Here is an 11987-nt window from a genome sequence, read left to right on the forward strand (position 1 = left end):
GTGGACCTGCCGAACACGGACACCAAGGGCAGCAGAAAGACCAAGACCCGCGGCGGCAAGAGCGGCATCGGCGGCGGCGTCGCCTCGTTCGTGGGCGACCTGGCGTTCGACGCCCTGTCCAACGTGGATTGGGGCAAGGAGTTCAAGGCCAGCGGCGCCGCCAGCAAGATCGGGTCGGTGCTGGGCAAGGTCGGCAAGGGCGGCATCATCGCCACGATCGCCGGTTTCCTCGCCGACCCGATCGGTGACGCCATCGCCGGCGGCAACAACAAAGGCATCGAGTCGGCGCTCGGCAACGCGTTGAAGGAGGGCACGGCCGGGGCCGGGATCGGGGCGCTGGTCGGGTCGATCGTGCCCGGCATCGGCACCGCCATCGGCGGCGCGATAGGCGCCGCGCTGGGCGGGGTGAAGGGCGGTATCGAGGGGTTTTTCGGGGAGCGGCTGACCGGGGCCGGGGTCAAGAACGCGTTCAGCCTCGACGGCATCGCGAACATGTTGAAGGAGGCCGGGCGGCTGTTCGGCGGGGCCGGCCTGTCCATTCAGGAGAAATGGGCGAATCTGTGGCAGGGCCTGGACAAGGGCACCGAAGCCGGGTCGGCGGGCCTGTCGCAGCGGCTGGGGGGCTTCCTCGACGTCACGAACGGGAAATTCGTCAGCTTGGCAAAGGGGGCGCCGAAGAACATCCAGGCGATGTGGGCGTCCATCAAGCGTGATCTTGACGCGGGGATCTCTCCCAGCCAGGAGAAGATCGATGCGTTCGTGCGGGCCGGCGGCGCGGAGTTCCTCAAGTTGGGCAAGAACGCGCCGGAGAACCTGAAGGAGGGCTGGCGTCAGGTCCAGCTCGGGATCGACACCTTCACAGGGGTGGCCGCGAACAAGCTGGGCGTCTTCGCCAACTCGGCGTCCGGCAAGTTTCTGCAGCTGAAGAAGGACGCGCCGGCGCACGTGCAGTCGATGTGGTCCGACATTCAGGCCAAGATCGCTTCCGGGCAGCCGGTGCCGCAGAAGTTGATCGATGACTTCATCGCCAAGGGCGGCGCGGGCTTTTTGAAGCTGCGGCAGGACAGCCCGCAGGCGGTGCGCGACGCGCTGGCGGACATCAACCGTGATCTCGGCACGGGGCTGGCGCAGGCCTCGCTCAAGCTCGGCTCGTTCGTGCAGGACGGGAACGGCAAGTTCCTCAAGCTCAAGACGGACGCGCCCAAGAGTGTGCAGGACATGTGGGCCGGCATCAAGGCCAAGATCGACGCAGGGAAGCCCGTCAGCCAGAAGGAGATCGACGCGTTTGTGCAGGCAGGCGGCGCATCCTTCCTCAAACTGGGCAAAGACGCGCCAGCCGCCACAAAAAAGACATGGCAGGACATTTCGGCGGGCGTGAATCCCGGGCTCGCGCCAGCGAAAAAGGCCGTCGCCGACACCGCAGCCGAGATGCAGAAGTCTTTCGGCACCGCGAAATCCGGCATCCAAAAGGTGTGGGAGGCCCTGCCGGACGCGATCAAGAAGCCGCTGGCGTGGATCGTCAACACCGGCTACAACAAGATCGCCGACATGTGGAACGCGATCGCCGGCGCGGTCGACTTCCCCAAGCTGCCGAAGCTGTCCTTCGCCACCGGCGGCGTGGTCCCGGCGGGCGGGTACGGAGTTCAGCCGGGCTACTCCCCCGGCCGGGACACGATGCTCGCCGCCGTCAGCCCGGGTGAGGCGTGGCTGCGGCCGGAGCTCGCGCGGGCGCTCGGCGGCCGGTGGGTGGATGGCGCGAACCGGGCCGCCCGCACCGGTGGTGTCGCGGGGGCGGCCCGGTTCGTGGCCGGCGGCTACGGCTTCGCCAAGGGCGGCACCGTGGGCGGCGGCAGTACGGCATCGGGGAAGGCCGGCGGCAAGAAGAAGGAGCAGACACCGCTGGAGAAGATCCTCGCCACGGTGTCGGCGAGTGTGCGGGCGCTGTTCGCGGACGGGCTCGGCGCGGGTGCCCGCAAGGCGCTCACCCCGATCAAGAACGCCATCAGTTCGGCTGTCGGTACCCGGACCCAGATGCAGCAGCTCCTGGGGCGGATCCCGGCCCACTTCATCGACCAGGTGATCGCGAAGTTCGACGCCAAGGACAGCGAGCTGAACCGGGACCGGGGCGGGGTGCTGCCGCCCGGCCGTTCCCGGGTGCACAACGGGACGGGCCGGGACGAGTGGGTGCTCACCCCCGCCGCGGTGGCGGCGCTGGGCGGGCCGCGCGCGGTGCAGCGGCTCAACGAGGGCGGGGCAGCCGCGCTGTACCGGTCGTCCCGGGCCGGGGCGCGGCCGGTGCGGGTGGAGCGGCGCGGCGACGCCGGCGGCGACCGGATCGTCAACGTCTACCCGCAGCCCGGCCAGTCGGAATTCGAGATCGGGCGGGCGGCCGGACGTCGTGTCGGCGCCGAAGTGTACTGAGAGGGCGGACGATGACGAACCGGGTCGCGGCGACCTACGACGGCAGCAGCTACAGCGGCGGCGCGCACACCATCAGCTTCGACAAGGCGCAGCCGGGCGCGCGGCTGATCCTGGTGGTGTCCTCCTGGCAGGTGCTGAGCATGGTGCCGGCCGGGTGGACGCAGGATCGGTTCTCCTCCGGCTACAGCTACGTGTACGTGCTGTCCAAGGTCGCCGCCGGCACCGAGACGTCGGTGTCGCTGCTGGTGGCCGACGAGCGGGTGCACGCGATCCTGTACGAGCGGGACGACGCCCAGCAGCGGCTGTTCGCCACCTCCGCGACCACCAGCACCGCCTCCGCGCAGACGCCGAACGTGACGATCCCCGCGGGCGCGACCGGGTTCGTCGTCGCGGGCCTGAACACGCCGCTGGGCAGCGTCGCCGGCGCGACCTGGGATCAGGGGTTGGCCACGACGTACAGCGCGGACGCCGACGACTCCTGCAGCGTGTTCGCGGCCGGGCCGCTGCCCGCGGCCGGGACACGACGCTTCAGCGCAGGCAACCTGCCTGCGGGTGAGAGCGTCACGGTGGTCGCGGTGGTCGGGTACGGCCTCACCGACGTCCAGGCGCCGACCGTGCCGGGTAACCTGCGCGCGACCAGCATCAGCGGCGCCGCGGTGTCGGTCGAGTGGGACCCCTCGACCGACAACATCGGCATGGCCGGGTACGGCGTCTACCTGGGCGGTGTCAAGCAGGGGGCGGATCAGGCCGGCACCTCGCACACCTTCGGCGGGCTGGTCGCGGGGCAGACGTACACGCTTGAGGTCGACGCCGTCGACGTGGTCGGCAACCGGTCCGCGCGGGCGCAGATCGTGGTGCTGGCCGAGACCGACGTCACCCCGCCGTCGACGCCGCCGAACCTGCGGCTGGTGGGGGCCACCCTGACGACGGTGGAGGTGGCGTGGGACGCCTCCAGCGACAGCGTGGGCGTGGCCGGGTACGGCATCTACCTGGACGGCGCCAAGCAGGGCGGCGACCAGGCGGGCCGCACCTACCTGTTCTCGCGGCTGGCGCGCGGCACCACGTATCTGGTGGAGGTGGACGCGGGCGACTCCTCCGGCAACCGGTCCGCGCGGGCCGGGCTGCAGGTGGAGACGCTGGCCGGGGCCGACCCGTCCGAGCCGATCGGGCTGACCGCCACTCCCGGGGAGGAGCAGATCACGCTCGCGTGGGGCGCGGCCGAGCCGGGAGGGCTGCCGATCGTCCGCTACGAGGTGCTGCTGGACGGGCAGCTCGTGGCGAGCACCAGCGGGTTCGGGTACATCGTGGAGGACCTGGAGGCGGGCGGCGTCCACGAGGTGGGGGTTCGGGCGGTCGACGCCGGCGCGGCGCGCGGCCCGGCCGCCACGGTGACGGTGCGGTTGCCGCCGGCGTCGTGGACGGCGTTGGCGACGCCCACGTTCCGGCTCGGGTCGTGGGTGGGCAACGCGCGCGACAGCGCCGGCGTGGACTGGGTGGTCAAGGACGAGGAGGGCTGGTCGGCCGGGCCCGACGCGCTCACCCTGTCCGCCGACTCGGACTCGGGCGATGGCGGGTTCTCCGGGGCGGGCCGGTACGGCGGCCGGGCGGTGATCCTTTCAGGTGTCGCGGTCGCCCCCTCCCGGGCGGCGATGCTGGCGGCGCAGGACCGGCTCACCGCCGAGCTGTTCCCGGCCGCGTCGACGGTCCTGCGAGTCGGCGAGGGGCACCTGACGCGGCAGTCCCGGGTCCGGGTGACCAGCGCGGTGGAGATCACCGACCAGGGCAGCCGTGTCTTCTCCTGGACGGTGACGGTCAGGGCGGCGGATCCGCGCCGGTACGCGACCCGGCCCGTGCACGCCGAGGTGGAGTTCGCGCCCGCGCAGACGACCGGCGCCGCCACGATCACGCTGGCGGGCGACTACCCGGCCATCCCGGGCCGGCTGCGGCTGATCGGGCCGGTGGCCGATCCGGTGATCCGGCACGAGGAGCTCGGGCTTCAGATCGTGTGCAAGCCGGGCACGGTGCTGCCCACGAGCGAGTACGAGATCACGATCGACCTGGCCACGCGGGCGGTGTGGGCGATCGTGCCTGCCGTGGTGTGGCCGGAGCCGCGGCCCGGCCGCAAGCTGCTGCAGGTGTTCCCGGCCCGGTTCGCGTTCCAGCGGGGCCCGAACACGATCCGGCTGTCCGGCGGCCTGGTGGCCGGGCAGGAGGACGTGGGGCCGCGGCTGACGCTCGACACGACCGACGCGTGGATCTGACGGTAGCCGCCGATTCGGTCATTCTGCCTGCGCTTCTGCACGGCCACGTCACGGGGGGCAAGAGGTGGCGAATCGGGTCGCGGCCACGTATGCGCAGGCCACGGCAAGGACCACGCACACGATCAGTTTCACCGCGCCGGCTGCGGGCAGCCGCCTGATCCTGCTGATCTCCAGCTACAACACCGTGTCGAGCGTCATGACCGGCGCGCAGGCGTGGACGCAGGACGTCGGGTTCATCCCGTGGAACTCGCTGTATGTCTACTCGCGGATCGCGACCGGGACGGAGACGACGGTCACCATCACCGTGGCCAGTTCTGATGCGCGGGTCCACGCGGTGCTGCACGAACGCGACGACTGCCCGACCAAGCTGTTTCAGCAGACGATCGCCGTTCCCGTGGCCGCGACGACGATCTCCGCGACCGCGACCGTGCCCGCCGGCGCGGCCGGGCGGGTCTTCACCGTCCTGAACACCAGTGACGGGTCGAACCCGACAGGCGTCACCTACAACCAGGGGTTGGTCAGCAGTTTCACCGCGGCCGGGACCGGCAGCGGGTCGGCGTTCGCGACGGGCGCCATGCCGGCGGCCGGGTCGCGCACGTGGACGGCCAACAACATCACCGCCAGCGAAGAAAACGGCGGCTGGGTGGTGATCGGGTACGGCGTCACCGATGCGCAGGCGCCGACGACGCCGGCGAACCTGCGCACCACGGCGGTGGCCGGGACCAGCGTCGGCGTGGCGTGGGACGCCTCCAGCGACAACGTCGGCGTGACGGGGTACGGCGTCTACCTGGGCGGTGTCAAGCAGGGCGCGGACCAGGCGGGGCTGACCGCGACCCTGTCGGGGCTGATCGCGGGGCAGACGTACACGGTCCAGGTCGACGCCGTCGACGCCGCCGGGAACCGGTCGGCCAAGGCCAGCTTGCAGGTGACGACGGACGGGACGCCTCCCTCGGTGCCGGGGAACCTGCGGGTGACGGCGGTGTCGAACACGCAGGTGTCGGTGGCGTGGGACGCCTCCAGCGACAACATCGGCGTGGCCGGGTACGGCGTCTACCTCGACGGGGCCAAGCAGGGCGGCGACCAGGCGGGACTGGGGCGCACCTTCACCGGGTTGACGCCTGGCCAGTCCTATCTGGTGCAGGTCGACGCCGTCGACGCGGCAGGCAACCGGTCGGGCAAGGCGTCGGTGACGGCCACGCCGGAAGTGGACACGCAGCCGCCGTCCGCGCCGCCGAACCTGCACCTCACCGCGGGCGGCCCCTACGGGTTCACCAGCGTGGACGCCGGTGCGGCCGGGGCACTGAGGGTCGGCGGGCAGGCCGGTGCCGTGCTTCATACGGTGCTTGCACTCGGTGTCGTCCTGGTGGACGGGCTTGACGGGGGCGCGGTGGCGGACGGGCTTGGGGTCAGTCACGGCAGTCCTTCGGGTGGTCGGGGTTGGGGCAGGTTTCCCATCCGGCGCGGACGCGGAGGGTGTGGACGAGCGGGGTGTCGAGCAGCCACGCGGCAGGGTCGTCGGCCATGGCGGCGTGCTCGCGGTCCATGGAGGGGGCGACGGACTCGTACGCGGTGGCGCTGTGCGGCAGGGGGATGCGGTGCAGTTCGAGCGCGGCCCAGCCGACGATCGCGGCGGCGTTGCGATGCATCCACCGCAGGACGACTTGGCAGTGACCAGCCGACATGCCGCCGTTGATGCGGTATTCGGTGCCCGTGCCGTCGATCCACATGTCTGCCTGATGGAGGCGGCTGTACCAGTTCACAGGGGCTCCCGGTTGGGCCGCCCCTGCCTCCCGGGGGTTCACAGGGGCAGGGGCGGGGTCGTGGTCAGGCGTCGCGGAGGCAGGCCAGGAGGCGTTCGTTGGACCGGTTCCGCGCGATGTGCGTCAGGGCGGCGGTGAGCACGCCCAGCACGATGTGATCCGGAGTCGAGTCGGTGAACTTGAGCTCCCAGGCGCTGTACGCGTCGCCGATCAGCGCGGGGTGCAGGGTGCCGCCCCACTGGGTGGCCCACCGGGCGGTCGTCTCTTCGGCCCAGGCGGGGGTGACGACTTCGGCGATCGTGATGGTGCCGGTGTCGATGTTGATCGCGTAGTGGATGCCGTCCCGGTGGGAGACCCGCACCTGGTAGTCGTCGATGCTGTACTCCGGCGCGGTGAAGCCGAGACGGGCCAGTTCGTCGGTGAAGTGGTTCCGGTAGGCGTTCGCCATAGTGATTCCTCCTGGTCTCCCGTTCAGGGCCGCAATCCCTGAACCGATGCTCAAATATTACAAGCTATTTATTGCCGGTGTCCAGGGTGCCGGGCGGCCGGTGAAGCAGCACTTCCAGAGCGGCGATTTCGTCGCCGTCCGGGCCTTCCTGCTCGACCAGCAGCGCGAGCACCGCCAGATCGTTCGGCGGGATGACGGCGGCGCGGCCGGCGCGCACGGCGTCCGGGAGCGGCGCGAGGATGCCGGTGATCGTGGCCAGCCTGGCGCGCAGCCGCAGGTTCTCGGCACGCTCCCGCTCGACGTGACGGCGGGCGTCGCACCACAGCGCCAGCAGCACGGACAGCCCGGCCGCCACAGCGATCGTCAGGAGCGCCGGCCACGGCCCGGTCACGGCCAACCCCGGTGTCGGTGAGGTCTCACGACAGCGGTGTGTAACTCATCGCGGCGCTTACGTCTCGGCAGGCCGGACGGCTGCCAGGACGTTAGCCGCGGATCCCCCTACTGTGCGCGGTCGGGTCCCCAACCCATCGCGCCCCCTCCCCGGGAGGGCGGCGCCGGCGGACGTTGGAGGGGGACCCACGTGGGTGCCGAGAACGTTTTTGTCCCACAGGTGCAGCGGGTCTGGCTGGCGCCGGTCGGCACCACCGCACCCGAGGGGCCGACGATCGCGATGCCGACCGGCTGGTACGACATCGGCCTGTTCACCCCGGACTCGCTCAACTGGGCGACCGACCCGCAGTTCGAGGAGGCTCGGGCCGCGCAGTCGAACTTCCCGGTGCGGCGGTGGCAGACCGAGGACGCGGCCACGCTGGAGGTGGACCTGCTGGAGTGGTCGCTGAATTCGTTCCGCGCGGTCTACGGTGGCGGCACGATCGAGGAGGTCACCCCGACCGGTGACCCGACCCCGCCGTCGTACTTCAAGTTCACCCCGCCCGCGATCGGCTCCCGGACGGAGGTGGCGGCGTGCCTGGAGCTCGGCGACGGCCTCAAGCGCCTGCGGCGGATCATCCCCCGCTGTGAGCAGGCCGAGGGTGTGGAGCAGGGGTTCGACCGGGCGGCCGCCTCGACGTTGCCGCTCCGTCTGTCCGTCCTGGGAAGCGATGTGGGCGCCCCGTACTACGACCTCATCTCGGGGACCTGGGCGGCGTTCGATCCGCCCACCGGCCCCTAACCAGGTGCACCAGGGACGCCCCCGGGCCCGTGCGGGCCCGGGGGCGTCCCGCTGCCCGGGGACGTAAACGCGCTGCCCGGCTACCTTCCGCCGCGCAACCCGCCACACGGACCGTCAGGGGGCACGGGGATGGATCTCGACGCAGCGCGCAGGGCCAGAGCGGCGAAGAAGGGCGGCGCGGAACCGCTGATCATCGGCGGCGACACGATCGCCGTGTTGCCGGCGGAGTTCCCGCTGGACGTGCTGGAGCCGCTGATCACGGGGGTGGACCTCGACATCGCGCTGCTGGCGCGTTCGGTCGTGGACGCGATCCAGGCCGACAACCGCGCCGAGTCCGGGTCGGCGCTGATCAGCATGATCGTGGACATGGTGATCACGAACCCGGGCCTGCCGGCCGAGCTGCTGTCCGCGGCCAAGGAGATGCTGCGCCGGCTGATCGGGGCGGACGGCTACGACCGGTTCGTCTCGGAGCGGCCGTCCCGGGAGGACCTGGCGGAGTTCGTCAGGGGCCTGTTCGCCAAGTACGGGTGGGCGGATGCAGGTGATGTCCTGGGGGAATCGATGCCGCCCGCCGATGGCTCGCCCGGTGGGACGACCTCGACGCCGACTTCCGGGCCCGTCTTGGAGGACTCGACATCGACGGAGTCTGGGCCGACCCCGGAAGTGACGGGTTCATCGGGCTACGCCGCTTCCTTGCCTACTGCGAGCGGCTCCCTCCAGATGCCCTAGTCAACACCAGCCCGGAGGAGCGGCGGCAGCCGTGGACGACCGGGCATGAGCTGCAGGCGCAGACGATCGAGACGATCAGCGTGGTCGCGACGGAGAAGTGGCGCTACCCGAAGCCGGTGAAGATCAAGCGGCCGGCGTGGGTGGTGGCCCGGCAGGGCGGCGGCCAGTCGAGCATCGATCGGGCGTTCTCGATGCTGATGGCGTCGTCGCGCACGATCAGCTGACCCCGCGGGGTCGGGGCCGTACCGGGGGTTCTTCCAGGTGCGGCCCCTTCGTCGTTTCTCCGGCGCCGTCAGGGACGTAAGCGGGCGTTTGCGGGACCCTCCCCCGCCGGGGGTGCAGGCGTATGGCCGAAGAGGCGGTTGACGGCGGGCAGATCGAACTTGAGGTCGTCGCCGACGTACCGAGTACGTTCGAGCGGAAGCTCCGGCGGGAGGTCGAGCGGCGGGTCCGGGACATCAAGGCCCGTATCCAGGCCGAGGTGGACGCGCGCCGGGTCGTGGCGGAGACGCGGGCGGCCGCGCAGGCAGCGGAGCGGGCCGCCACGGTCAAGGTCACGCTCGACCGGTCGACGCTCGGGCGCGAGCTGCGTGACGCGCTCGCGTCCCTGTCGGGCCAGTCCACCACGGTCAAGGTCAACGCCGAGGTCGACGCCGCCCAGATGCGGGCCGAGGTGTCCCGGGCGGCCAGGTCGTCGCCGGCCACCGTGGACGTCAAGGCCAACACCCTGCCCGCCCGGGACGCGATGGGCCGTTTCGTCCGCGGCGCCGGCAGCGGAGGCGGAGGCGGGGGAGGCGGTGGGGGCGGTTGGTTGATCAACCTGGCCGTCAAGGTGGACGACAAGTTCCTGCAGCCGGTCGAGGCCAAGATGCGGCAGCTCGCCACCACGGTCGGGATGCTGACGCTGAAGTACGGCGCGTTGGCGGTGGCGGCCGGGATGGCGTCGGCCGGGCTGCTCGCGGTCGGCGCGTCGGCGTCGCAGGCGGCCGGGGTGCTCGCCATCCTGCCCGGCATCGCCGGCGCCGCGGTGCAGGGGCTCGCGGCGCTGTTCGTCGGCCTGTCCGGGGTCGGGACCGCGCTGGGGGCGCTGTCGCAGGCGGACAAGGCCTCAGCGGGGTCGGCGGCGTCGTCGGCGGCCGCGCGGGAGGCGGCAGCCGAGCGGATCAAGAACGCTGAGCGGTCGATCCGGGACGCCGCGCACGCGCGGATGCTGGCCGATGAGCGGGTGCAGGACGCCAAGGACGCCGCGGTGGACGCCGCCAGGGCGGTCGTGGCGGCCGAGGAGCGGGTGAAGGAAGCCGTCGAGCGGGTCGCTGAGGCGCGGCAGCGGGTCGCGGACGCGGTCGAGGCGGCCGCGGAACGGCAGGCGGCCGCGGCCCGGTCGGTGGAGATGGCCGAGCGGCGGGTGGCGCAGGCGCAGCGTGCCACGCAGCGGGCGCAGGAGGACCTGAACGAGGCGCGTAAGGCCGCGAAGGAACGGCTGGAGGACCTGGCGCTCGCGGTCAAGGGCGGGGCGCTGGACGAAGAGGGCGCGCAGATCGCGATCGAGCGGGCCAAGGAGCGGCTGGAGAAGGTCCTCGCCGACCCGTTCGCGTCCGACCTCGACAAGCGGGAGGCCGACCTCGCCTACAGGCAGGCGTTGCAGCGGCTGGATGAGGTCAAGGAACGCAACCAGGACCTCGCGGAGGAGTCGGCCGACGCCAACGCGCGCGGTGTCGAGGGGTCCAAGGAGGTGCAGGCCGCCAAGGATGCGCTGGCCGACAGCGTCCAGGCGGAGGCGGACGCCGAGTACGAGCTCGCGCAGGCCCGTAAGGACGCCGCCAAGGCGGCCGTCGACTCGGCGCGGGCCATCGCCGAGGCGCAGGAAGGCGTACAGGACGCCTTGAAGGGGGTCAAGGACGCCCAGGACGGGGTGAAGGACGCCCAGAAGGCGCAGGAGCGCGCGGCGCGGGACGTGCGTGAGGCGCTGTGGGAGCAGATGCTCGCCGCCGAGCGGCTGGCCGACGCGCACAAGGAGCTGGCCAAGGCGAAGCGGGATGCGGCCACGGCCGGCCAGAGTGGCGGTGGCGGGGTGGATCCGGCCGCCCAGGCGCTCGCCGACCTCAGCCCGAAGATGCGCGAGTTCGTGCTGTTCCTGCACAACCAGGTGCGGCCCGAGCTGCGCGACATCCGGGTGGCGACGCAGGAAGCGCTCGCGCCCGGCCTGCGGGACGGGGTCGAGGCCGCGATGCCGCTGCTGGGCACGCTCAAGCAGGGCCTGTCGGCCACGGGCAGCGTGATCGGTGACCTGGTGCGGGACCTGGGCCGGCTCATGGGGTCCAGGGCGTTCTCCGGCTACGTGTCGCGGATCATGGGCCGCAACAACGTCGCGATCTCGTTGTTCGGGAAGGCCGGGATCTCCGCCTTCAAGGGCGTCACCCGCATTGTCGACGTCAGCATGCCGTACGTCGTCAAGTTCGCCGACCGGGTCGCCGGTCTCGCGGACCGGTTCGACAAGTGGACCAAGCAGGCTCGTAGCGACGGCAGCCTCGATGAGTTCTTCCAGAACGCGTGGGCGGCGGCCGACCGGCTGTGGAGGATCGTCTCCAACCTGGGCGGGGCCCTGCTCAAGGTCGGCAAGCTGGCGTTGCCGTCCGGCGGCACGCTGCTGGAGGACCTCGCCCAGGGGGCGGAGGACCTCAACGCGTGGCTGGACAAGCCGGAGGTGCAGGCCCGGTTCAAGCGGTTCTTCGACGAGCTGGTGCCGCTGCTGCGCGCCGCGGGGAGCCTGCTCGGCGCGGTGGTGCGGTTCGTCGGCAAGCTGGTCGAGGCGATCGTGGTAGACGGCACCCTGACCGATTTCCTGGGGTGGCTACGCAACGTTGTCACCTGGATGTCGGACCTGCTCGACAACCCGGTGGCCGGCGAGATCGCCAAGTGGCTGGTGATCTTCGGGTTGGCCGCCACGGCGATCGGGCTGCTTGCGAAGAAGGTCAGCGCCCTGATCTCCGGGCTGAAGCTGCTCGGCAAGGCCGCCAAGGGCCTGTCCAAGCTGACCGGGCTGTCGAAGCTGTTCGGGGGCGGGAAGAACGACGGCGGCAAGGGCGGCTCCGGCGCTGAGGTAGACACGGTCAACATCGACGCCGACAAGGTCAACATCGATGACGACGGCCGTACCACCAGCAAGTCGAGCAGGACCCGGACGCGCGGCGGCCGGC

General features: G+C 71.5%; 9 protein-coding genes. 7 read left to right on the top strand and 2 right to left on the bottom strand.

What is annotated here, in order from left to right; translation table 11 throughout:
- The 3 genes from MF672_RS50945 to MF672_RS50955 all read left to right on the top strand — a co-directional run.
- A partial coding sequence (locus tag MF672_RS50945; protein WP_444861127.1) for a hypothetical protein occupies positions 1-2421 on the top strand: 2421 nt, incomplete at its 5' end.
- An 11-nt stretch (positions 2422-2432) separates the two neighbouring features.
- Positions 2433-4682, top strand: a complete 2250-nt coding sequence (locus MF672_RS50950; protein WP_242372883.1) for a fibronectin type III domain-containing protein — start codon at positions 2433-2435, stop codon at positions 4680-4682.
- 64 nt (positions 4683-4746) lie between these two features.
- Positions 4747-6375 carry a fibronectin type III domain-containing protein gene (locus MF672_RS50955; protein WP_247815857.1) on the top strand — a complete coding sequence of 543 codons (1629 nt, stop codon included), beginning with the start codon at positions 4747-4749 and terminating at the stop codon, positions 6373-6375.
- A gap of 131 nt (positions 6376-6506) precedes the next feature.
- On the opposite strand, the gene MF672_RS50960 is transcribed toward MF672_RS50955, so the two are convergent.
- Together MF672_RS50960 and MF672_RS50965 are read right to left on the bottom strand one after the other, a co-directional pair.
- A complete protein-coding gene (locus tag MF672_RS50960; protein WP_242372894.1) occupies positions 6507-6890 on the bottom strand; it encodes a hypothetical protein in 384 nt (127 codons plus the stop codon).
- Between the two features lie 64 nt (positions 6891-6954).
- The gene (locus MF672_RS50965) at positions 6955-7281 is read right to left on the bottom strand and encodes a hypothetical protein (protein WP_242372892.1); all 327 of its coding nucleotides are present in this window, start codon (positions 7279-7281) and stop codon (positions 6955-6957) included.
- 189 nt (positions 7282-7470) lie between these two features.
- Between MF672_RS50965 and MF672_RS50970 the strand changes: the two genes are divergently transcribed.
- From MF672_RS50970 to MF672_RS50985, 4 genes are all read left to right on the top strand, one after another.
- Positions 7471-8061, top strand: coding sequence for a phage tail tube protein (locus MF672_RS50970; protein WP_444861128.1), 591 nt, complete (start codon positions 7471-7473; stop codon positions 8059-8061).
- A gap of 129 nt (positions 8062-8190) precedes the next feature.
- Positions 8191-8790 carry a hypothetical protein gene (locus tag MF672_RS50975; RefSeq protein ID WP_242372888.1) on the top strand — a complete coding sequence of 200 codons (600 nt, stop codon included), beginning with the start codon at positions 8191-8193 and terminating at the stop codon, positions 8788-8790.
- A gap of 80 nt (positions 8791-8870) precedes the next feature.
- The gene (locus MF672_RS50980) at positions 8871-9014 is read left to right on the top strand and encodes a hypothetical protein (protein ID WP_242372886.1); all 144 of its coding nucleotides are present in this window, start codon (positions 8871-8873) and stop codon (positions 9012-9014) included.
- Between the two features lie 122 nt (positions 9015-9136).
- Positions 9137-11987 (top strand): coiled-coil domain-containing protein (locus MF672_RS50985; protein WP_247815858.1); only part of this gene is annotated, 2851 nt, incomplete at its 3' end.

Origin of the sequence: Actinomadura luzonensis (assembly GCF_022664455.2) — a bacterium.
Lineage (GTDB): Bacteria > Actinomycetota > Actinomycetes > Streptosporangiales > Streptosporangiaceae > Nonomuraea > Nonomuraea luzonensis.

Bases quoted from the DNA above. Each gene is read 5' to 3' on its own strand.
- MF672_RS50950 (WP_242372883.1), top strand. From the start codon at position 2,433: ATGACGAACCGGGTCGCGGCGACCTACGACGGCAGCAGCTACAGCGGC.
- MF672_RS50960 (WP_242372894.1), bottom strand. From the start codon at position 6,890: ATGGCGAACGCCTACCGGAACCACTTCACCGACGAACTGGCCCGTCTC.
- MF672_RS50975 (WP_242372888.1), top strand. From the start codon at position 8,191: ATGGATCTCGACGCAGCGCGCAGGGCCAGAGCGGCGAAGAAGGGCGGC.